Source organism: Blautia parvula (assembly GCF_020215665.1).
Taxonomy (GTDB): Bacteria; Bacillota; Clostridia; order Lachnospirales; family Lachnospiraceae; genus Blautia; species Blautia celeris.
On record NZ_CP084061.1, the window covers coordinates 3,065,725 to 3,087,642 of the forward strand.

At 49.4% G+C, this 21,918-nt stretch carries 15 protein-coding genes and 1 pseudogene; all 16 read right to left on the bottom strand.

What is annotated here, in order from left to right; translation table 11 throughout:
• Positions 1-169: 169 nt before the first annotated feature.
• Positions 170-937, bottom strand: coding sequence for a tRNA threonylcarbamoyladenosine dehydratase (locus LC508_RS14295; RefSeq protein ID WP_103732536.1), 768 nt, complete (start codon positions 935-937; stop codon positions 170-172).
• A 134-nt stretch (positions 938-1,071) separates the two neighbouring features.
• Positions 1,072-1,428 (bottom strand): stage V sporulation protein AE, encoded by a 357-nt coding sequence (gene spoVAE, locus LC508_RS14300; protein WP_033143953.1) that lies wholly within the window; start codon positions 1,426-1,428, stop codon positions 1,072-1,074.
• A gap of 25 nt (positions 1,429-1,453) precedes the next feature.
• Positions 1,454-2,479, bottom strand: coding sequence for a stage V sporulation protein AD (locus LC508_RS14305; protein WP_033143954.1), 1,026 nt, complete (start codon positions 2,477-2,479; stop codon positions 1,454-1,456).
• Positions 2,476-2,967, bottom strand: a complete 492-nt coding sequence (locus tag LC508_RS14310) for a SpoVA/SpoVAEb family sporulation membrane protein (RefSeq protein ID WP_225305380.1) — start codon at positions 2,965-2,967, stop codon at positions 2,476-2,478. Before LC508_RS14310 ends, LC508_RS14305 begins: the two co-directional genes overlap by 4 nt.
• Before the next feature lie 132 nt (positions 2,968-3,099).
• The gene (locus LC508_RS14315; RefSeq protein WP_033143955.1) at positions 3,100-3,690 is read right to left on the bottom strand and encodes a GTP pyrophosphokinase; all 591 of its coding nucleotides are present in this window, start codon (positions 3,688-3,690) and stop codon (positions 3,100-3,102) included.
• A 202-nt stretch (positions 3,691-3,892) separates the two neighbouring features.
• Positions 3,893-6,361: pseudogene (locus tag LC508_RS14320) on the bottom strand (glycosyl hydrolase 2 galactose-binding domain-containing protein).
• 341 nt (positions 6,362-6,702) lie between these two features.
• Complete coding sequence (locus LC508_RS14325; protein WP_033139254.1) at positions 6,703-7,386, bottom strand: D-lyxose/D-mannose family sugar isomerase; 684 nt, start codon at positions 7,384-7,386, stop codon at positions 6,703-6,705.
• 81 nt (positions 7,387-7,467) lie between these two features.
• Complete coding sequence (locus tag LC508_RS14330) at positions 7,468-8,964, bottom strand: ABC transporter substrate-binding protein (RefSeq protein ID WP_033139253.1); 1,497 nt, start codon at positions 8,962-8,964, stop codon at positions 7,468-7,470.
• A gap of 38 nt (positions 8,965-9,002) precedes the next feature.
• Complete coding sequence (locus LC508_RS14335) at positions 9,003-9,962, bottom strand: carbohydrate ABC transporter permease (RefSeq protein WP_054352074.1); 960 nt, start codon at positions 9,960-9,962, stop codon at positions 9,003-9,005.
• Between the two features lie 16 nt (positions 9,963-9,978).
• Positions 9,979-10,932, bottom strand: coding sequence for an ABC transporter permease (locus LC508_RS14340; RefSeq protein ID WP_033139251.1), 954 nt, complete (start codon positions 10,930-10,932; stop codon positions 9,979-9,981).
• Between the two features lie 585 nt (positions 10,933-11,517).
• Positions 11,518-12,321 carry an Rpn family recombination-promoting nuclease/putative transposase gene (locus LC508_RS14345; protein ID WP_054352072.1) on the bottom strand — a complete coding sequence of 268 codons (804 nt, stop codon included), beginning with the start codon at positions 12,319-12,321 and terminating at the stop codon, positions 11,518-11,520.
• Between the two features lie 105 nt (positions 12,322-12,426).
• Positions 12,427-14,145: a DUF4091 domain-containing protein gene (locus tag LC508_RS14350; protein ID WP_103731817.1), complete on the bottom strand. Its 1,719-nt coding sequence runs from the start codon at positions 14,143-14,145 to the stop codon at positions 12,427-12,429.
• 167 nt (positions 14,146-14,312) lie between these two features.
• Positions 14,313-15,893: a hypothetical protein gene (locus LC508_RS14355; RefSeq protein WP_103731818.1), complete on the bottom strand. Its 1,581-nt coding sequence runs from the start codon at positions 15,891-15,893 to the stop codon at positions 14,313-14,315.
• Complete coding sequence (locus tag LC508_RS14360) at positions 15,874-17,265, bottom strand: M17 family metallopeptidase (RefSeq protein ID WP_103731819.1); 1,392 nt, start codon at positions 17,263-17,265, stop codon at positions 15,874-15,876. Before LC508_RS14360 ends, LC508_RS14355 begins: the two co-directional genes overlap by 20 nt.
• Positions 17,262-20,543 carry an alpha-mannosidase gene (locus LC508_RS14365; RefSeq protein ID WP_103731820.1) on the bottom strand — a complete coding sequence of 1,094 codons (3,282 nt, stop codon included), beginning with the start codon at positions 20,541-20,543 and terminating at the stop codon, positions 17,262-17,264. The genes LC508_RS14360 and LC508_RS14365 overlap by 4 nt, the downstream gene beginning before the upstream one ends.
• A gap of 3 nt (positions 20,544-20,546) precedes the next feature.
• Positions 20,547-21,911, bottom strand: a complete 1,365-nt coding sequence (locus LC508_RS14370; protein ID WP_103731821.1) for a family 4 glycosyl hydrolase — start codon at positions 21,909-21,911, stop codon at positions 20,547-20,549.
• Positions 21,912-21,918: the final 7 nt, after the last annotated feature.

Below are 21,918 nucleotides of genomic sequence, written 5' to 3' on the forward strand. Positions count from 1 at the left end.
CAGTTTCAGACAGAAATTTTATTGTTACTGTTCACACGCCACTATCCCCCGAGGTGTTTTCAGGCCGAAGGCATGAAAATCCCGAGGCAGCCAGCGCGATATGGAGCAGAATGCTCCATATCTGTGCATCGCGAAGCGTGTTGCTGGGCACGCAGTGAACAGTAACATTTTATTTTCTGTCTGTCTTCTGTCTCATCCCGATTAAATCTTTTATCACCTCTCCGGCGATCATCAGTCCGGCAACTCCCGGAACAAAGGATATACTGGAGGGCACCGGCCTTCCTGTGGACGGCCTGGTCTCTTCCGTCTGTACCTTTTCTTCTTTCAGGCCCATCCGGCGTTTTTTTTCTTTTGGCGCGATTTCCGTGGAGAAAAGCACCTTAACCTTCTTTATTTTTCTCTTTTTCAATTCCGTGCGCATGACCTTTGCCAGAGGGCACACACTGGTCTTCGCAATATCCGCAATCTGAAAACAGGACGGGTCCAGTTTGTTTCCGGTTCCCATACAGGATATGACCGGCTTATTGCAGGCTTTTGCCTTCTCAATGAGAAGGATCTTGGCAGAGACAGTGTCCACTGCGTCCACAATATAGTCATAGCTGGAAAAATCAAATAAACCGGCTGTCTCAGCTGAGAAAAAAGTCTCATAGGTATGGACCACTGCATCCTCATTGATATCTGCAATGCGTTCTTTGGCAACCTGTACCTTTTTCCTTCCGATCGTAGAGCGCAGCGCCACCAGCTGTCTGTTCAGGTTGGTCACTGCAACCTCATCGTGGTCCACCAGAATCAGGTTTCCCACACCGGCTCTTGCCAGCGCCTCAACCACATAAGACCCCACACCGCCCAGGCCAAACACCGCGACCTTGGAATCGGCAAGAATCTCCAGCCCCTCTTTTCCTATTAATCCTTCTGAACGGGAAAATGCATGCAGCATACTTGCGGTTCCTCCTAAGTAAAAAGTTCTCAATGTACTGCCCTGACTGTAGTCAAGCCGTATCGAATAACGGCTCGCTTCCCGGGCTCGCCGTTATTCTTCATTATACTATTAAATCTATCAATTGTATAGAACTAGTTTTTCATCTTTGGTTTAAAAATAAGGCTGGCCAAATAGGCGAAAATGAGGGCTGCGGAGATTCCCACGGCGCTGGATGTGAAGCCTCCCATGAAGATGCCGATGAAGCCCTGCTCACCGATGGCTTTTTTTACACCTTTCCAGAGCAGGTTTCCGAATCCCAAAAGGGGGACGCTGGCACCTGCACCGGCAAAATCCATGAGCTTGTTGTAAATGCCCACAGACCCCAGTACGGCTCCGGTACATACCAGCAGCACCATAACACGGCCCGGCAGCAGCTTTGTCTTGTCTAAAAGTATCTGAACCAGGGCACAGATCAGCCCTCCTACCCAAAATGCATTGATATAATCCATATTTACTGCCTCCTGTTATCCTGTTTTAGCAATGCTCCACCACAACAGCCTGCGCAATTCCGGGCACACTTTTCCCCTCGTTGTAGCTGACCTTTGACAATAATGCCCCTGTGGGAACAAAAAGAACACGTTTCCACTCCCCCTTCTCAATCTTGGGAAGGATATAGGAGGCAAAGGTCACAGCGGAACAGCCACAGCCGCTGCCACCGGCATGTGTGTCCTGGGACTCCTTGTCATAGATCTCAATGCCGCAGTCCATATGCTGTTTCTCAATATCAAACCCCTTTTCTTTCATCATATCAAAGAGAATGTGCTGCCCAACCTCGCCCAGGTCACCTGTGATGATCCTGTCGTAGTCCTCAGGCATGCGGTTAAAGTCCATCATATTCTGGTAAATGGTATCACAGGCAGCCGGAGCCATACATGCCCCCATATTCAGAGAATCCTTAAGTCCGAAATCAATGATCTTGCCTGTAGTGATCCCTGTGATCCGTGCCTTACCGCCTTTTGTTCCAAGTACGCAGGCTCCGCTTCCCGTCACTGTCCAGGTGGCGGACAGAGGCCGCTGGTTTCCGTATCCGAGAGGAAAACGGAATTCTTTCTCCGCGCTGCCGAAATGGCTGGATGTCACTGCCACCACATAGTCACCGTATCCCGCGGCAACGGACATGGAGGACAGAGAGAGTGCTTCCCCCATGGTGGCGCAGGCGCCGTACAGCCCATACACAGGCGTATCAAACCCTATGATGCCAAAAGAGGAGGCAATGGTCTGTGCCAGAAGATCGCCCACGTAAATGGTGCGGATCTGCCAGTTCTCCAGCTCTGCCTTTCCGATTGCCATGCTGACGGCTTCTTTTTGAAGGACACTCTCTGCCTCCTCCCAGGACTGGCACCCGAACATGCCGTCCTCCCCGCCTATCACGTCAAAACATTTTCCCAGAGGGCCGTCCCCTTCCTTTTTCCCCACTATGGAGGCTCCGCTTAGAATATGAACTGCATGTTCAAACTGAATGCTCTGTTTGCCGATGGTCTGTTTTCTTACTTCTGTCATCCCACAATCCCCCATAATTTAAGAACGTAATAGATAGCCCCCAAAGCCGCGGAGGTCAGTATACCGTAAAGGATAACCGGACCTGCTATGATAAAAATCTTGCATCCGATTCCAAATACCTGTCCCTCTTTCTGGTATTCAATAGCCGGTGCTGCCACAGAATTGGCAAAACCGGTGATAGGTACCAGCGTACCGGCACCGCCCCATTTGGCTATTTTCGGATAAATATTAAATCCTGTACAGAGTACACTTAAAAGCACCAGGATCAGGGAAGTCCAGCCGCCGCTGATTTCCTTGTCCAGTCCCTGACTCATGCAGAAGTTCATGATTCCCTGCCCCAGTACACAGATCGCGCCGCCGCAGAGAAAGGCACGGCACATGTTTTTAAACAGGCTGTGGGTGGGTGTCACCTGTTTTACATATTTTTCATATTCTTTGGCTTTTTTCTGTTTTTCCTGCTCCGCCGCAGTTGCCATAACTTTCACCATCCTTTTTCCTGCTTCCTGATTTGGAAGCTTTCTGATAGTATGAGAATGTTACGGGAAAAATATGTGCTGGAAAAAATTATAAAAAAAGAGGCAGATCCGCTTATATTAAGATCTGCCTCAGCAGAAGAATCGTCAGCGCCTGTCATTGTACTGCTCAAATCCCTCTTCGATTTCTTTTAAAATTTTTGCATATCTGAGGAGTTCCTTCTGAATCTCCTCTTTGTCTTCACGCTCCTGTTTATAGCACACCCGGTGCTCCATGCTGGCCCAGAAATCCATGCCAATGGTTCTGATCTGTACTTCAACCGGATAGTATTCCGTACTGTCAATGGTGCAGACCTGAATGCCCAGAACCATGTGATAGCTCCGGTAACCGTTCTGTTTCGGATTGGCAATGTAGTCTTTTTCTTTGATCAATATGAGATCGCTCTGTTTTTTTAACTGCTCTGCCAGCAGCTCCACGTCTCTCTCAAAATAGCAGATTACCCTGGCACCTGCAATGTCCTGAAGGTTTTCCTTGGCATTTGTAAAGCTGGCGCTCAGTTCCATGCGCTCCAGTTTCTCCTCAATACTCTGTTTCTGCTTGATTCTGGACTGGATATTGTGAATCGGATGAGACGCACTGCCATACATGGAATGGTTCAGCACATCCAGCCTGGCCTTAAAAAGGTTAAGCGCATCCTGATAGGGAACAATTAAATCGTAATATTGTTCATTAGTCATACTCCGTCCTCCTTATATAGGCAGACCATCCCCCTGTCTGCCCGCTCCCTTTACTATAACATAAACCGGCTGATCCATAAATAAAGCTGGGCTGAACTTTTTCTAAAAGGCTTATAAACTCTTACTGTTTACGCACCGCTGTCCCGCCAGGTACTGCATCACGAAGCGCTCTGCCGGGTACAGATTTTGTGAAGCAGAAGCTTTAACGGATATCATATACGCTGCGAAGTCTGAGCGTATCTGCATTTCCGGACAGGATCTCCACCTCTTTGGTATCTCCGTTCAGATCAAAATAATTGTCAGAGAGGATAAGGTCTTCCGTCTCATTGAGGATCTCCACACTCTTGGCATAGGCGGACGCAGAGACTCTGATCTTATTTCCCTCTATTTCCCAGGTAAGACAGGGATTCTCATACCGGAAATATTTCGGATAGGAAAAGATAACCGTGCCCTCTGACAGAGCTTTTGCCCCGGCGCTGTCCTCTTTTTCCGGTGTCCCGCAGTTTACTTCAAAAGCCTGGAAGCTGACATATTGTTCAAAGACATCCACATCCGGAAGCTCTGTCTTATCCATCCAGACTGCCGTGAGAGCCGGCACTGCGATCACCTGCTCCTCCCGGCGAAGAACCGCTGCCTTACTGTCACGGAGCTGCCAGCAGACTTTGATCTGCCTGTCTTTTTAGGTCTCGTTCACCACATTCAGACGGATGGATTTTTCAAATGTAAAATGCTGCCGGTTCATATTAGCCTCCCGGGTCATCCAACCCTCCTCCCGGCAGGAGATCATCACCGGGGCAAAAAAGCGCCTGGCATAATAGTGAAGTGCCTTCCACCTGCCGCAGTAATCAACAGAGGACCAGGATACCACAGGCCAGCAGTCATTTAACTGCCAGTACACGGCTCCCATACATCTTCCCCTGTTTCTGCGAAAATGCTCCACCCCATAGCGGATGGCATCTGCCTGGAGAAGCTGGGAGGCATAGAGAAGGGTGGTAAATTCTGTGGGGTAGCGGTAGGTCTGCTGCAGATAATTCATGATTTTTCCGTTTGCACCGTAATTTCTCTGGTGCTTTTCCATCACATAGGAAAAAATGTTAAAGTCATCCGGGTCGTCCGTGATCTGCTCCAGAGTCTTTTTAAAGGGAAATGCCTGAAAACCGAATTCAGAAGCATAACGGAAAAAATGTTTCCGGTACTCAGAGAAAGGACGGCCGCCATGCCAGACCTTCCAGTAATGCACATCCCCTCTGTTCGGGTCATTGGGATTGTCAAAGGAACCTCCCGAGGATGGGCTGGCCGGCCAGTAAAAGGTCTGGGGATCGTATTTTGCCAGGACTTCGGGGAGAATGCGTTCATACATGAACAGGTAATCTCTCACCTCCGACGGTTTTGTCACCCAGCACCTCTCATCCACGAACATTTCCATCTCATTGTTGCCGCACCACAGACCCAGGGAAGCGTGATGCCGGATTCTCTTTATATTGTCTGCAAATTCCCGCCGGATGTTTTCCTCAAACTCAGGGGTCAGCTCATAGACCGAACAGGCAAACATAAAATCCTGCCAGACCAAAAATCCCATCTCATCGCACAGTTCATAGAACCAGTCTTCCGGGTAGCAGCCTCCGCCCCAGACACGAATGACGTTGAAGTTGGCCTCCCGGCAGGCTTCCAGCAATTTTCTTGTCTTTTCCCTGCAGGTCCTGCCCAGAAGATGGTCCTCCGGGATATAATCTGCTCCCATGGCAAATATGGCCCTGCTGTTTAACTGATGAGCGAAGCTCTCGCCCCACTGGTCTTTCTTCCGCAGCATGGTGACCTGCCGAAGACCGATTTTTTGTTCCCATATATCCAGTGTACGTCCCTGATACAGGAGTGTGACGCAGACGTGGTAGAGGGGCTGGCTGCCCAGGTTGTTGACCCACCATAGTTTTGGGTTGTCAATGGTCAGCTCTTGGGGGGAATCCTCCAGAATCCAGGTCCTGCCGCCCGGTTCTGTCATGTGGACTGTATAGGTAAGTTCGGGACTGCAGGGGCGTGGTGATTCTTCTGAGATCACTCCGGCAGACCATTCGGTTTCTACCTGAAAGGAGAGGCGGACCTTTCCCTGTGTATGATTCTGCTGTATGTATACACTGTCGATTCTGGCTTCACGGATGCCGAGAAGGGAGACGGGGCGGAATATACCTGCGTCCGGAAGATGGGCGCCCCAGTCCCAGCCAAACATATAGTGGGCTTTTCTGAGGTGCATAAAACCTTCAAATGTATCGTCATTTCCTATATTTCCGTATTTTTTATGGGCTTTGGCAATGTATTGCAGCGGGGAATGAAAGATCACCCGTATCTCATTTTCTCCTTCCTGCAGGATACCCTTCACATCAAATTCCCAGGTTCGGTGCATGTTGAAAGCTTTACCGGCATGTATTTGGTTTACATAAATATCTGCAAGTGTGTCCAGACCGTCAAAATGAAGGACAACCCTGTGATTTTCCAGTATTCCCGGAAGTAAGGTAAACCGGCACCGGTATTCATAATCTTTTTCCATGAGGGCACAGATTCTGTCCTCATTGTCTTTCCAGAACGGATCGTCCATCCGGCCGTTTCTAAGTAAATCTGTATATACCGTACCCGGGACAACAGCATCCAGCCAGGTAGTGCTGCCAAGCTCACGCATCTGCCATACTGTGCAGAGTTGTGTGTCTGGCTCTTCGGATGTTCTGCAGGGGCTCTGTATCCTCGCCACAGCTCTGCTGTATTTCTGCATTTGCTCCGCAGCTCTGCTGTGTTCCTGCATTTGCTCCGCAGCTCTGCTGTGTTCCTGCATTTGCTCCGCAGCTCTGCTGTGTTCCTGCATTTGCTCCGCAGCTCTGCTGTGTTCCTGCATTTTGTTACGGGTATCTAAATGTTGTATTTCCATAACCTGCTCCTTATATGATACTATGTCTTTTCCATTGCTTCAAAATAAGCGCCCTGCTCAATGTAAGCGGGCGCTTATTTTCCTTTTTTACCTGCAGATCATCCTTCTGCTCTGGGATATTCCGTGCAGAGCAGGCGGTACGGCGGTTCATCCTCCTCAATCTCGGGGAATCTGCCGATGGGCTCATAGAAACGGTTGTCGTTCTCATCATCATTGCACATGGAGACTTCGCCCAAAAGTACAGGGCCAGTTCCCGGCTCCAGCTCAAAATCATGGTACATATAGGGATAGACCGTAATGCTCTCCCCGGGCTGCAGCCTCACCTGTGTCCCTGCAGGAACCGTAAATTCTCTGCCATCGCAGTTTACCGTCACATCCGTATCCGCAAACTGCCCGTCCTCTGTGGAGTTGTAGACGCGAATCAGCACATTTCCTCCGCCCCTGTTGATAATATCCTCCATCTTATCCCAGTGAAAATGCATGGGCGCCATCTGACCTTCCCTGATATAGAGAAGCTTTTCCGCATATGTCTTTGTATATTTGTTGTTCTTCAGGTTGCCGTTTCGCAGTGTGATCAGGGAAAATCCCACTTCATCAAATCTTCCCAGTCCATAATCTGTAATATCCCACCCCAGCATATTGTCACGGATCTCGTCGTATGCATGGCCCTTCTGCTCCCAGTCCTTTGGAGTAAAACCGCAGAACGGAGGGAGGGCAAAACCGTGTTTCTGGATCATGGCTTCCATCTCTTTTAAAGCCGCGTTAATCTCGGATCTTTTCATCGCTCTACTTTGTCCCTTTCTGATTCCGGGCACCTGACCGCTTTCCGCATGATCAGGTAACCCGGTAATCTGACTGTCTGTTTACTTTGTGGCTTTCCACTCGTCAATCTGTTTCTGCATCTCGTCAATGACTTCCTGGATACCTGTTGCCTCCAGTTTTTCCTGGAGTTTCGGCAGATATTCGTCAGGGTCCACGCTTCCTGTGTACAGGGATTTTCCAAACTCATCCAGCACATTTCTGAAGCCTGCCACCTGGGTGCTCACCGATTCCAGATCGAAGTCAAATCCAAAGGACGGGGCTTCCTGGGAGGCATCATTGAATTCTTTAAATGTGTTCCATTTGTCAAGGGGCTCATTCTCCAGTACATAAGTGTTAAATAATCCGCCCTGTACCCAATACGGCACTGCGTAGTCTTTGTTTGCAGCCGGTTCCAGTTTTACTTTTGTGTCATAAATATAATCTTTTCCCTCTGCCGCTGCCTTTTCTTCTGCTGTGGGCTCTGCCTTTGTCCAGTGGACGCCTTCAATACCATAGTTCAAGAGATTCCTCAGGTATTCATCTGTGTTGACCAGGTTCAGGAATTCCATAGCCTTTTCCGGATGCGCAGAGTTTTTGTTGATGGCTGTCAGAGCACCGCGGGCAGACGCGTTGGTTACCTGGGTATCCATGATGGGACTGGCGACCACCTCATAACCTAAAACCTTGCCCCATGTCAGTTCTGCGTAAGGCTGTCCGTCACCTTTTGTCACAAAACGTTTGATGGATTTATCATCGGTCGCGGTTGCGGCGTCCTTGTTGATATAACCTGCCTCATAATATTTTCTCATGGTTTTCAGAGTGGATTTCATCCTGTCTGTCTCAAATACATTTTTAACCGTCAGGGTATCATCGCCGTATTCAATGCCGACAGGGTCCTGGATCTTATCCATGTAGGTAGGCGCTGAGTAATCTTTTGTGAGATAGAACGGAACCACATCCGGCTCATTCTCTTTGATCACCTTCAGCCATGGTTCCAGATCCTCCAGTGTCTCGATCTCCTCATACGGGATGTTGTATTTGTCCACGTATTCTTTTGTAAATACCCACATGGGGCAGCTTCCGATCTCTTTTTCGCTGGGCACACCGTATGTTTTGCCCCCTACTTTTGCTGCTTCCCAGAAGCGCTCATCAATGGTGTCATAAATTTCTTTTCCTTCTTCTTTCAGAAGGTCATCCAGTTCCAGAAAGGCGCCCTTCTGGGCGTTCTGCAGATAGTCATTTGCCCAGGAACAGGTAAAGCACATATCCCAGTCATCACCTGTGTTGATGACCACCTGCATTTTCTGGTTGTAATCGCCCCATGCCACATTGTTTACTTTGATCTTGACTCCGATTTTCTCCTCTGTGTACTCATTGACTTTTTCTATTACGTCAGGTGCGTCTTTCTGTGCGTCCCCCACCTGATACCAGACAAGTTCAACAACTTCCTCTCCCTTTTCATTTGTCTCTGTCTTCTTGCCGCAGCCGGACAGCATTCCTGCTGTCATTGCTGCTGCCACGGAAACTGCCAGGGCACGTTTTACGATTCTATATTTCATTCTATTCTCCTCCTCAAATGTTTCACTTTCATCGTTTCTTACTCTTTCACCGCACCGATCGTCAGACCATTTACAAAATATCTCTGGAAGAAGGGGTAAGCAAAGATGATTGGCAGGGTTGAGATAACAACGATTGCCATTTTAATGGTCTCTTTCGGCATGTTCTGCGCTATCTGAATTCCATTGATGCCCATCATGGCCTTATTGCTGGCCAGCCAGTCAATGGAACTTTCAATCTTGATCAGCAGATACTGAAGGGGTATCAGGTTCTGGCTGTCTATATACATCATAGCATTAAACCAGTCATTCCAGTAGCCCAATGTAAGGAAAAGCCCGATGGTCGCCAGTCCCGGCATTGCCATGGGGATGACGATCTTGAAAAACAGCCTCCACTCAGAAGCACCGTCAATCTTGGCAGATTCCACTACAGAATCCGGTATGGTGGTCTTAAAGAAGGTTCTCAGTACAATGACATTGAAGGTGTTCAGACACAGGGGCAGGATAAGCGCCCATATGCTGTCCTTCAGCATCAGCACCTTTGTTACGATTAGATAGTTGGCTACCATACCGCCGGAAAACAGCATGGGTATGGTGATGACTGTAGTAAAAAATTTCTTAAATGCATAAGTTTTCCTGGACAGTGCATAGGCATAGGTTCCGGTAAGGAACAGGCCGATTACGGTTCCGGCAATTGTGACCAGAATTGTGACACCGTAACTGCGCAGGATATTTTCCCCGGCACTTATAATATAGTGGTATGCATAGAGACTGAGCTTTTCCGGTACAAACTGATAACCGTTCATTGCCAGGGTCTGCTCATCAGTCAGTGATATGATGACAACAAAGATGAACGGCAGAATACTGATCAGTGACATAACTGCAAGTATAACATTCAGCACTGCGTTGGTGGGCTTTTTTACCTTGTTGTATTCACAGACCTCTGCCTCCATCTTATCTATCATTTTTGCCTTTTTACGTTCTTCTCTTTTTGAAGACATTCTCCTTACCTCCTTCCTAAAATAGTGCGTTTTCGCTGTCAACCTTGGATACAAGCTTGTTGGCAATCATGATAAGTATAAATCCCACGGTTGACTGGAACAGCGCTGCCGCGGAACTCATGCCCAGCTCTCCGTTTGTCTTCAGGGCACGGAAAATATAAGTGTCAAGTACATTGGTTACCGGGTATAAAGGACCGGAATCCTGCGGGAGCTGATAGAACAGACCGAAATCCGACTTGAAGATTCCACCCACTGCCATGATCAGCAGAATGGTGATAACCGGTTTCAGCAGCGGCAGGGTAATGTATTTGATCTGCTGCCATTTGCTGGCTCCGTCAAGGACCGCTGCCTCATAGTACGTCTTGTTGATGCCGCAGATGGATGCCAGGTATACGACAGTATTGTAACCGACGCCCTTCCACTGGCTCATGAAGATAATGATAAAGGGCCACATGGATTTCTCGGTATACCAGGAGATTCCGTCGATTCCAAAATATGCAAGTACAGAGTTAAAATAACCTTTTTCCGGGTTTAAAAATGCGAATACACAGTAGCTGACAACTACCCAGGACAGGAAGTAGGGCAGAAACATGGAGCTTTGATAGATTTTAGCCATGCCCTTGTTGCGGAGTTCATTTAACATCAATGCCACGATAACAGGGAGCACGACACCAAGGATGATGAATGCAGCATTGTATAAAACCGTGTTTCTCAAAATGATCCAGGCGTCACCGCTGGAAAACAGGAACTTGAAATTATCAAATCCTACAAATTCACTGCTTAAGAGACTTGTAAAAAAGTTGCTTCCGGTCAGACGGAATTTCTTGAAAGCTACCAGGATACCAAACAGCGGCAAATATGCAAACAGGAAAAACCACGCGGTTCCCGGAAGGCTGAGCAGCAACAGTTCTTTGTTGGTTTTGACACGGGTGAAGAAGCTTATCTTTTCTTTTTTCTTCTTCTGTTTCAATTGAATACCTCCCTCTCATCCCGTCAAAATCCCTGCCGGCCGGGGGTTTTGGCGTTCTGTTTTGTATATATTTACTATACATTGGGGGAAGGGAAAATTATAGTTGAGAAATTGTAGGTTTTCTGGATGAATTCTAGACGGGGGAGTGGAAAAAATAGTGTCAACTGGAGAAATTCTAGAGAGAAGAAAAAAACGCATCATGGGGACGGGAACACAGGGATGGGGGTTCTATTGCGTTTGGTGGGTTGTGCGTATTGCTTGCAGGTGCTGCTACCATTTATCTGGCTTTTGATATTCTCACGTATCTGGCTGCTTTTGCGGCTTTTATTGCGCTGCTTATTCTTTTGTTTTTGGTTTATGTGCATACGAAATGTTTTATAAAAGATTAATCTGCATAATTATAAATATAGTTTGCAAATATAAGGTTTTATTCTATACCTTGGATTGATACAGACAGGTTCCATGACATATTCATGATTTTTTGGATTTTAATTAGAATTTTAATAGAACATAAATAGAATTTTTTGACAGGCGAATGATTGGCATTCGCCTGCAGACATTTTGATTTGTTTGGAATTGCTCAGATCAGAGGCCAAATTCCCGATATAAGGCCTGCCGTAATTTAGGATTTGAGGCTGCTTCTATGATTTCTTTCTCTCTGCCGGTCTCGGATAATTTAAGCGCTAATTCACCAAAGCGTCTCTCACCTTCCACAATGCCTTCCTGCTCCCTCTTTTTCAGCAGTTCTTCCATCTGCATATACCTCACCCCCAGATTCCGATTCTTTTTCATTTCCTTGATTCTGCTGTGAATCTTCTGAATGGTTGCATTTTTTGCCTCTGCCGCGCATGTATCCGTGCTGTTTTCCATGCACTTCAGTAAATGTATCAGCTCTTCTGAAACGCCTTCCGTATGTATCCCTTTTGTGTTCAGAAAGATTTTCTGCACCTCGTCACCTAAAGACAACTCCGTTTCCAGGCATTTATTTTCAAACGTATACCGGTACAGTCCTTTGCCGAAGGGGTCAAAGGTGCAGATAAAGATAATAAAGCAGGGTCTCAGACTTTTGAAATCTTCTCCCGGTTTCAGAGATGTGATGTCCATCTCTCCCTGATAATAGCGGCTTCGCTTTGGCAGATTATGCTCGTCCTCATTCTGCATTTCGATATCATATTCTACCTGCACTTCATCGCTTGCGTAAATATCCAGCCGTACGCTTCTGAAATCAGAACTGTACAAAATCGTATGCTCTGCATGGACTCTTATTTTCGCGATCGGTCGTCCGAGTATCATCTCCAGTATCAGACGGCATATCACCTCATCTTCCAGCGCTGCCGCAAATAAAAACGGGTCACATAAATCCAGTTCCTCAAATTTCTTCCTTGCCATATGTTTCCTCCTGCGGAATATGACATGGAAGTTACCTGTCTGTAATATGATTATAGCTGAAAGCCTCCGGATAAGCAACCTGTTTCTTTGCAAAACACGGTTCCATTACCGGGGGCTGCCTTGCGGGACAGTGACGTGTGAGCAGTAACCGGCTGCCGTCCTCTCTGCGTTTAAGGAAATCTCCCGGTTCACTCTCTCCCTCAGCCGGAGCAAAAAATCATGTTCCTTTGGATACCTCTTAAAGGTAATATCCATTCCCGCTGTTTCACGAATAAGCGCTTCCACAGAATCCCGTGACGTATACTGTTCCAGCGCCTCAAGTGCCCGAAGGTCCTCCATGGCATCTCTTAAAACTTCCAGCCGGATTGAGGAAAAGGGATGCCCGTCCGGTCCGGGGTAGACAAGGAATGCGTCTCCTGACGGAAAACTTTCACCACTGTCTGTCACAGCAAAGGGATCAATGTGCTGCAGCGAAAATCTGGTATTGTAAAAATTGTACCCCCACTGAAGGAATCCCTGCATCCGGTACAGATAGAGCTGGATACCCAAAATCCTATTTCTCCCTGAAGGCATGGCAAAAAAGCGGTTGCTCACATCCACTCCCTGGACACAGCAGTAATATGTCCACAAATCAGGAATTTCCGCTTCCAGAAATGGCTCCAAATGGTCAGAGGCAACCACAGGGTGCTCCACCAGTCCCAGACGATAAAATTCAAAATCACTCAAAGCATCCAAAAACCTGCAGTCTCCCAGTCCACTGTGCATACACTGTACTGCGCTGCGGTAGCTGTCCAGATCTTTCATGCCCGGCTCGTCGGACACATGAAACCAAGTATGCTCCAGCACATCTTTTTTCTGCAGATACGCCTTTAACCGGGGCAGAAATTCCATCAGAAAAAACCGGTATTCCTCCCCTGCTGCATCCGTATCCCAGCCAAAGACCTGCTGCTGCCTGCCCTCCTTCAAAGCCATGATCTTCGGAGCCGCGGCGGCACCCCACTGGGTAAATAAAGGTGCCATTTCCAACCAGACAATGCCGCATTCCCGGCACATAGAAATCCATCTTCCCAGCCTGGAAAAGCCGAATTTCCACCCCTCTTCTGTCAGCTCTGCATCTACGAGCTGAACGGTAGTCCGCTCTCCGCCCACAGCAGTATCCATGGGTGGTGTAAACAATGGTGTCAAAATCATATTGATTCCGCTCTCTGCTGCAAGAGTGACGAATTTCTTCAGAATCTGCCAATGTTGTTCGGAAAAGACAGGGACTCTATAATAATCCGCCAGACAGTCCGCATGGAGCCACTCCGTATGGATTAGCCGCTGTACCGGCAGTTTTCCACTATGTACCATGATTTCAGCTTCTCTTTTCCACAGGATTTCCCCATCTTTTACCGATACGGAGACAGTCACCGCATAGTTTCCGGGTCTCATATCCCGGTCAATACATATCTGCACCCAAAGTGCTCTCCACTGTCCCGGCACTGCCCGCACGGTACTGGCAGGCAGCGGTACCAGCACATCGGGAAACATGCCCGGTTCCTTTGTCAGATAGTCATCATCGGATAGACCGCTGCATGGGTAGGCACTGGGCACCAGGGCTGCCCGGAATACTTTAACCTCCATTCCCGGAGGCGTTTTTATTTCAAACTGTATGTCCTCCTCCAGCATATGGGAATCATGGTAATCTATTGTATAAGCAATCTGAAATGCAGTCCGCTCTCCCGCAAAGCATCCCGCACGAAAGGGATTTTCCCGGTCTTTTGGCGGCCTGCCCGGAAAAATCTTATCCAGGCTGTCCCCCAGGCAAAAATGATACTGATGCATCTGTCTTCCTCCTCATAAAATGATACACTGTCAAATCCTGCTTCTCGCAGCCATACATAATCTGTCTGCCTATACTGCAGTATTTAAAAAATTTCCTTCCGCACCGCGCAATTTTAAAAAAATCCAATCTTTCGCTGCGTCATTCAAAAATCTCCACCTCCACTGCGTCATTCAAAAATCTCCACCTCCACTGCGCAGTCGGTAAAATCAAAGCGGAAACGCACTGCGGCGTTGTCTTTCTCCACCGTGAACGTCCCCTTATTGGAACTTCCGCTTCTGGGATATCCGTCCCCGCAGTAGGTTGCCGACAGTGTCCCGTAGGTCGATACGGCAAAATCGTATGTCCCCGCATAAGGGATCACCACACTTAGCGTGTATGTATTATTTCCTATATAATACATCCTGGTCACTTCGCTGTTGGAATCATTTTTTACAGCTCCCACATAAGGCTGAAAGCTTCCGTAAACTACCACCTTTTCAGGAAGCTTGATCCCCGTTTCCGGATCATAAACCGCCTCCGCCCCATATGCGATCTGCAGCTCCGGATTGGCAGCCAGTTCTCTCAGACGGTGCCCCTCCTGCCACAGCCGCTTTACTGTATCCTCCTGACCGAATCCCATAGGGCAGGAAGAACTTTTTTTGTTGATCTGATAAAATGTCTGGATATCTTTTGCTCCGCTGTCCCCGCGCTCCATAGCTACCGGCGCGTCACCCAGCATACGCCGGAAGGGAATCTCAAAAAAGCCACACACGTTGTTCACTTCCAGCCAGCGGTAAGTATATTCCAGAAAATGATTCCGCTTTTCAAAGCTCTGATGTGCAAACCATGCGATCTGGTCATACCCCCACCAATCCTTTAAAGCCAGTTCTTCTCTGGAATACCGGGCCGGGTCATCCACCGCCAGACCACCCCAGTTGTCATATTCCATCAGATAGGGCATCGCCTGTGCTGACCAGCCGTTGGGGTTCAGGCCTCCCTCACTGTAGCCCTCCCGGACCAGCACCAGATCGGTACCTTCCCGTTCCATAAGGGGCACCCTGGTAAATGGCATGGCATGATAGTCAAACAACAGCTTTCCCCTCCGGTTCACCCCATGGGTGTGGGCATCCAGCAATACCTTATGCCGCCTGCCATGGACAGCGGCATACCTGCGTATCATCTCAAAAAGCTCCTGTGTTTTCACCATCCCCCGGTCATTTGCCGTGTACAGATGTACCTGCCCCATGTGGAGTGCCTCATAACCACAGTCAATATAGCGCGCTGCCCGGTAATAAAACCACATTCTGGCCTCCTGCCGGTTCAGATCCGGGATTCCCCCATTCTTCTCCGGCTCCTCTCTGCGGCTTACAAATCCCGCCGGTTCTCCGGGAAACAGGGTATCTGCCAGACAAAAGCACCTGTCTTTAGGTTCCATCCCAAAGTCACGGAACACAAATTCCGGTATCTTCACTGACTCCATCCTCTGGGTCACACACTCAAAAATACAAGCCTGCAGAATGATCTCCGAGTCTGCTTCATGCACCTTTTCTGCCAGCTCCCTGGATTTTGCAAAATGCACATCATCGTCTTCCGTCATATACCAGATCCCCGAAGCACGACCCAGGAATTTTACTCCCAGTTCCCGTATCACCCGCAGGTCATCCGAAAGTGTCTCACTCTCATAAAGCCCTGCCGCGGTCACTGCCCGCGACAGATAATTTTCCAGGACTTCCTTTGAAATCCTGCCGTCAAATTGATAATCCATCATCCCGGTTTCCCTTCTCTAAAAATGTAACGATTGAGGCAATATTTGCCCCTGTTGCTCCCTCTGCCAGCCTTTCATCCTTCCCGCGCATCACGCTTGGTCCTACAGCATCCAGGTGCACCCATTTTACCCCTTCCCGGATAAAAGATTCCAGAAAACAGGCAGCCACACTGGCTCCCGCGCCTTTGCCGGGCGCATAGTTAGCCAGATCTGCTGTGCTGCTCCGGGCAAGCAGTTCCCGGTAATAGCTGTCCATGGGCAGTCTCCATACCGGTTCTCCCGCTTCGCCTGCTGCGCATATAAAACTGCTGCTCATAAAATCATCATTGGAAAACATCCCTGTCATCCGGTCTCCAAGCGCATTATGGCAGGAGTATGTCAGTGTAGCCAGATCCACGATCCGCCGCGCACCCTGCCGCTGGGCATATACCAGGGCATCCGCCAAAATGAGGCGTCCCTCAGCATCCGTGTTGCAGACTTCCACTGTAGTCCCGTCCAGCATGGTGATCACATCCCCCATCCGGCAGGCCTTTGGGCCGATGGCATTCTCCGCCAGAGGCAGCACTGCCATGATATTTTCTTTTGTCTCCTCCCGTACAAGAATCTCAAAAGCTTCCAGCACATTGGCTGCACCGCACATATCAAACTTCATTCCCTCCATGGCCTCTGCGGACTTTAAGTGATATCCGCCGCTGTCAAAGAGAACCCCCTTTCCGACCAGCGCTGTAAAAGGCTGTTCGGGAACACATTCCCGGGTGAGAACTGCCAGTTTCGCTTCACGGGCACTGCCCTGGTTCACTGCCAGGATTCCGCCGAATCCCTGTCTTTTTAATTCCATGCCATCTAATATCCTGCACGTTGCTCCCAGTTTTGCGGCAAGCTTTTCCGTATAAGCAGAAAATTCCTCCGCTCCCAGGTAATTGGCCGGAAGATTGCCAAGGCTTCTGGCATAAGCAATACATCTCCCCTCCAATTCTCCGTACCGGACTGCACGTATAAATCCGCTGTCCTCCGCTGCACTGCTTTCCAGATAAAATACCGCGCTGCCGAAATCCGCCAGACTTTCACGCATTCCAAATACGTCCCCTTTTTGCAGTTCTTTCAGCCCTTCTTTTCGGAAACGATACGCCCCCTGATACATAGACCGCACAAGGAGACACACCATTTGTCTCTGCTCTTCCGCCTTTAGGCGGTAAAAAGCAGCGCTGTCTATATCCAGCCGTATCAGAAAACAGCCTTTCCGCTGTCTTCCCAGACGGCAGAACTGTTCTGCCAGCCGCCGGGCATCCATACTCTCAGGAATCACCTCCGTAAAGACAGAGGAATCGTGATTTCCAGGCACTGTTTCGGATGGATGTTTTAATATTATCTTCATAAAGCAATCCCCCCGCCTTTCATCCTCTGCCCATTCTCCACACGCAGAAGCAGTGTCTTGATCTCATAAGGCTTCAGGAATACCCGAATCCCGGATGAGCGCCAGGTACTCTCCGGTTCTTCCATAAGATTACATTCGCACCATTCCTTCACTTCAAAACCGGGGCATACTTTAACTTCTCCCCTTCTTCCCTGGAATTCATGGAATCTGAGCACAATTTCCTCCCCGTTTTCCGCCTGTTTCAGCGCATCTGCCACCAGGTTCTCCCTGTCGAACGACAAAAGGCTTCCATGCAAAGCCGCAGCTCCTGCTTCTGCACGGAGGGGTGCGTTCAGATCAAAAGCCTCCTGCTCTATTCCTGCGTCATACCACTCCTCACAATGAGGCAGCAGCGAGTAGGTAAAGGTATGGCTGCCCAGATCCGCGCTGTAGTCCGGGTCTGTTGCAGACTTTAAAAGTGTCAGGCGGATTGTATTTTCTTTCAGGTCATAGCCGTATTTGCAGTCATTAAGCAGTGCCGCCCCGTATCCTGTCTCCCAGATATCCGCCCATTTGTGGGCCGCCACCTCGAATTTCGCAGCCTCCCAGCTTGTATTTCTCGTAATGGGACGCCGGATATTGCCGTCCTGGATATCAAATCTGGCATCCACTGCCCGGATATCCACCGGAAATGCCGCTTTCAACAGCTTCTGCCGCTCCTGCCAGTCCACAGAGGTCTTAAAATCAATTCGTTTCCTGCTGTTGTAGAGGCACATGGTCTGGCAGATTGTGCTCTTATGGTATTGCCATGTAAATGACACCTCAATGCCCAGCGCATGTCTCCAAACACGGATGTCCGTACATTGGGTGATTTCCTCCATCTTTCTGTCAATCGTGGGTTCCAGTTCCCAGGCATCAAAACAGCGCGGTTTGTCTTCAAAAATCTGCAGTACATTGGCGCATGCACCGTGGGGCAGCATCTCTCTTTCAGCCTCCCTGTCATAGATTTTTGTGAGCTGTCCTTGTTCATTCCAGCAGATTTTGTAAAACAGAGTAGATACCTCATGAATTCCCCCGTTTGACTCCTGCTGCCGGCTGCAGGCAGTATTCTCTGTAATCCGCTGGTCAGCCGCCTTTTCGGTCTGCAAAGACCTCTCCTCCCCAGACCCCCAGGCAGGTTCCTCATGGGGCCCGGAGACACTCTTCTTCGCAGGCCCCCATACGATTTCCGTATAAGAGAAGGGTTCCATATCCCGAACAAGCACATAAGCCCCATCCTCTTTCCATACACAGGGAAGAGATATCTTCTCCTCACTGCCATCTTCCCGTTTCTGATAGAACCCGCCTTTCCCGTATTCCCCGACGCACACGGATTCTGCCTCCCTGCGGGGAATCCGGACAACGGAGGTTCGCTGCCAGTTGCCGCTGTTGAATACGGAAAACACCCGTTCCTCCCTGCATTCCCGAATAAGGCCGGCGCGGGCGGTCTCGTTCACTTCTCTTAAAAGAGCCGCGGCTTTTTCATATTCCGTATGGCTGTCAAGGTAGACCTCCCTTATGGAAGACCCCGGCAGTATATCGTGGAACTGCTGGCAGAGCACGATTTTCCACGCACGCAGGATACGCTGGGAGTCATAGGGCACACTTCCAAACACTCGGGATAAGACAGACCGGATCTCCGTATCCCTCAGCGCATATTCCATCCTGCGGTTCATCCGTTTATTATACGCCTGGGAGGTGTAAGTCCCTCTGTGGAATTCCAGATAGAGTTCCCCGTCCCACACCGGAAGATATCCTTCCATGGGATTCTCTTTCAGCGTCTCATTGAGACTGCGGAAATACTCCGTCACGGACTGTTTCCTCACATAGGGGATTCCAGGCATTTTCTCCACCATCTCTATCTGGCGGATCATATCCCGGTTCGGGCCTCCGCCGCCGTCCCCATATCCGTAAGAGATCAGCAGTTCCCTGTTGGAATCCTTGTTCTTATAATTGTCCCAGACGCTTTTCACTGCCCTGGGGCCGGAATTTCCATTGTATGTATAATAATCCTCGCCCGGATCGGATGTAGTCACAAAATGGGCTGTCACCCCGGTTCCGTCAATGCCCTTCCATGTAAAGGTATCATAGGGCAGCCGGTTGGTATCGTTCCAGCTTATCTTGGTGGTCATGAACGTGTCCACACCGGATTTCTTTAAGATCTGAGGAAGCGCCCAGGAATACCCGAACACATCCGGCAGCCAGAGAAATTCACTCTCATAGCCGAATTCTTTCCGAAAGAAATTTTTGCCCACCAGGATCTGCCGGATGATGGATTCCCCTGAGGCGATGTTGCAGTCACACTCCACCCACATGGCCCCGGAAGGCTCCCATCTTCCCTCAGCCACCCTCTTTTTGATATTCTCATAAATATCCGGGTGGTCCTCTTTGATAAATTCATAGAGCTGAGGCTGGGACTGCAGAAAATGATACTCCGGATACTTTTCCATCAAACGGTTCACCGTGGAAAATGAGCGGGCAGCCTTCTCCCTGGTATGGCACAGCCGCCACAGCCAAGCCACATCTATATGGGTATGGCCCGCCATGGTCACATGGACATCCGGTTTTCCGCGGCCGTCCAGACACTCGTCCAGGTATCCGGCTGCATCCGACACACTCTCATAAAATTCCCTGCTGCCCGGTTCCGTAAAATCCACCAGACAGAACGCCTTTACAAGCACATTTAAAATCCATTCCCGATATTCATTCTCTGCGCTCAGGGCCTCATAGGTTTCAAGGGCCGCTGTGGTCAGATAGTAAAGGTCATCCGCACTCCGGTCCAGCACACCGATCTGCGCCCTGCATATCTCCATCACATTGTCTTTGGGGATTCCTCCGCCGCTGAGTCCTGTCCACAGCCTGAATTTAAGCTGCAGTTTCTTTCCGCATACCCCGGGGCCGAAGAACACTTCCCTGTGGTTTCCGTCCACAGCCTGATACGGCACATCATTTATATAGAGCAGGCTTTCAAAGTTCCCGTTATTTCCGGTTCCCGAAGGGGCGCCGAAGTCAAAAAGGCCCAGCACTTCCTCCCCGCAGAATGCCTCCGGGATTTCCGCTTCCGCTGTCAGCCAGTAGTATTTGTCCCAGCCCCGGAAAGAAAATCCCGGTCCCACCTCCTTGGCGCACACTCTGCTCTCTCTGTCACTGTCCTCCCAGAACCGGAAGGAGGGAATGTTCCGAAGATTCCGGTACCGAAGCTCCCGCAGTTCCTCTGCCAGATTCTTTATCCTGTCAAAATCATGAAAATCAAACGGCATTTTTTACTCCTTTCCAAACAGACCTCCATATGCCTTGTCATAAGCTTCCAGCAGTTCCCCGGCAAGAGACCAGGAATTGACCAGCGGATGAAGCATCAGCGCCTGGGCTGCACATGCATAAGAACCTTTCTTTACAGCCTCCACTGTGAGACGCTCATAATTTTTGAGCAGCCGCATCAGGATATCACACTGCGGAGGGACGACAGCCACAGGAACGGGACGAATGCCCTCTGCGGATACATGGCAGGTCACTTCCACCACATCGTTATCCGCCAGTCCCGGAATACAGCCTTGGTTCTCCACAGAGAGCACCAGGTATTTTCCCTCTCTGCTCTGCATCCCCTCAATACAGTCCAGCATCACACCCGCATAGCCCATACCGTCGGGGACCTCCAGGCTGCCCTTCTCTGCCATCGGACGTTTGGCTGCCCCAGATTCAATGCTCATGTAAGAGTTCTCTCTCAACTGCATGTAATACAGAAATACTTGCAGCGCTCCCTCCGGGTCGGCATCCATGTCCATGGTTTTCAGTTCTTCCATCATGTGTCTGTTAATCGTTTCTATGGTTTCCCCTCTGGCCGCACCTGCTTTCTGTATATTGGCAAGCGCTTTCTCTCTGTGATAGTAATAATACAGATATTCATTTGGCAGAAGTCCCATGAGCCGCAGAAGCTTCGGATCGAACATGGCAAATTCCTGGATTCCGGCAAGGAAGCTGTCATCTGCCAGAAGCTTCGGAAGAATCTCCTCCCCCTTTCTTTTCACACTCCGTATCCAGGAGAGATGATTCAGTCCGAAAAACTCCACATACAGGTCATCCTCCTTCACTCCCAGCCAGTCGGCCATACGGTACTTTGTACTGCTCGGCGCATCACAGATCCCGATGACCCGGTCATAGCCTGCCGACCGGAGTGCCTGAGTCACAAGCCCGGACGGGTTGGTAAAATTAAAGATCCACGCATCCGGCGCATACTTTTCTATCATCCTGCAGTATTCCAGAAGAACGGGAATCGTCCGCACTGCCATGGAAAATCCCCCCACGCCTGTGGTCTCCTGACCGATGACACCGTGTTCCAGCGCAATCTTCTCATCCGTCACACGGGAATGGTCTCCGCCCACTCGAAGGGTAGTCACCACATATTTCGCGCCTTCCAGGGCTTCCCGGGGCGTTCCCGCTGCCCGGACCTTCAGGCTTTCCTGCTTCCTTTCCACTACATGACGGCACAGCCGCTCGATGATCCTCTGCTTTTCTTCCTGGATATCGTAAAGCACCACCTCATCAATATGCAGCTTTTTATATCTCTTTAAAAGTCCGTTGATAAATATGACGGTCCTTACACCAGCACCGCCGATGACTGCTATCTTCATACTAATC

What these genes read in the sequence shown, in the direction of transcription:
- LC508_RS14295 (WP_103732536.1), bottom strand. Translation starts at nt 937, where the DNA reads ATGCTGCATGCATTTTCCCGTTCAGAAGGATTAATAGGAAAAGAGGGG.
- spoVAE (WP_033143953.1), bottom strand. Translation starts at nt 1,428, where the DNA reads ATGGATTATATCAATGCATTTTGGGTAGGAGGGCTGATCTGTGCCCTG.
- LC508_RS14305 (WP_033143954.1), bottom strand. Translation starts at nt 2,479, where the DNA reads ATGACAGAAGTAAGAAAACAGACCATCGGCAAACAGAGCATTCAGTTT.
- LC508_RS14310 (WP_225305380.1), bottom strand. Translation starts at nt 2,967, where the DNA reads ATGGTGAAAGTTATGGCAACTGCGGCGGAGCAGGAAAAACAGAAAAAA.
- LC508_RS14315 (WP_033143955.1), bottom strand. Translation starts at nt 3,690, where the DNA reads ATGACTAATGAACAATATTACGATTTAATTGTTCCCTATCAGGATGCG.
- LC508_RS14325 (WP_033139254.1), bottom strand. Translation starts at nt 7,386, where the DNA reads ATGAAAAGATCCGAGATTAACGCGGCTTTAAAAGAGATGGAAGCCATG.
- LC508_RS14330 (WP_033139253.1), bottom strand. Translation starts at nt 8,964, where the DNA reads ATGAAATATAGAATCGTAAAACGTGCCCTGGCAGTTTCCGTGGCAGCA.
- LC508_RS14335 (WP_054352074.1), bottom strand. Translation starts at nt 9,962, where the DNA reads ATGTCTTCAAAAAGAGAAGAACGTAAAAAGGCAAAAATGATAGATAAG.
- LC508_RS14345 (WP_054352072.1), bottom strand. Translation starts at nt 12,321, where the DNA reads ATGGCAAGGAAGAAATTTGAGGAACTGGATTTATGTGACCCGTTTTTA.
- LC508_RS14350 (WP_103731817.1), bottom strand. Translation starts at nt 14,145, where the DNA reads ATGCATCAGTATCATTTTTGCCTGGGGGACAGCCTGGATAAGATTTTT.
- LC508_RS14355 (WP_103731818.1), bottom strand. Translation starts at nt 15,893, where the DNA reads ATGATGGATTATCAATTTGACGGCAGGATTTCAAAGGAAGTCCTGGAA.
- LC508_RS14360 (WP_103731819.1), bottom strand. Translation starts at nt 17,265, where the DNA reads ATGAAGATAATATTAAAACATCCATCCGAAACAGTGCCTGGAAATCAC.
- LC508_RS14365 (WP_103731820.1), bottom strand. Translation starts at nt 20,543, where the DNA reads ATGCCGTTTGATTTTCATGATTTTGACAGGATAAAGAATCTGGCAGAG.
- LC508_RS14370 (WP_103731821.1), bottom strand. Translation starts at nt 21,911, where the DNA reads ATGAAGATAGCAGTCATCGGCGGTGCTGGTGTAAGGACCGTCATATTT.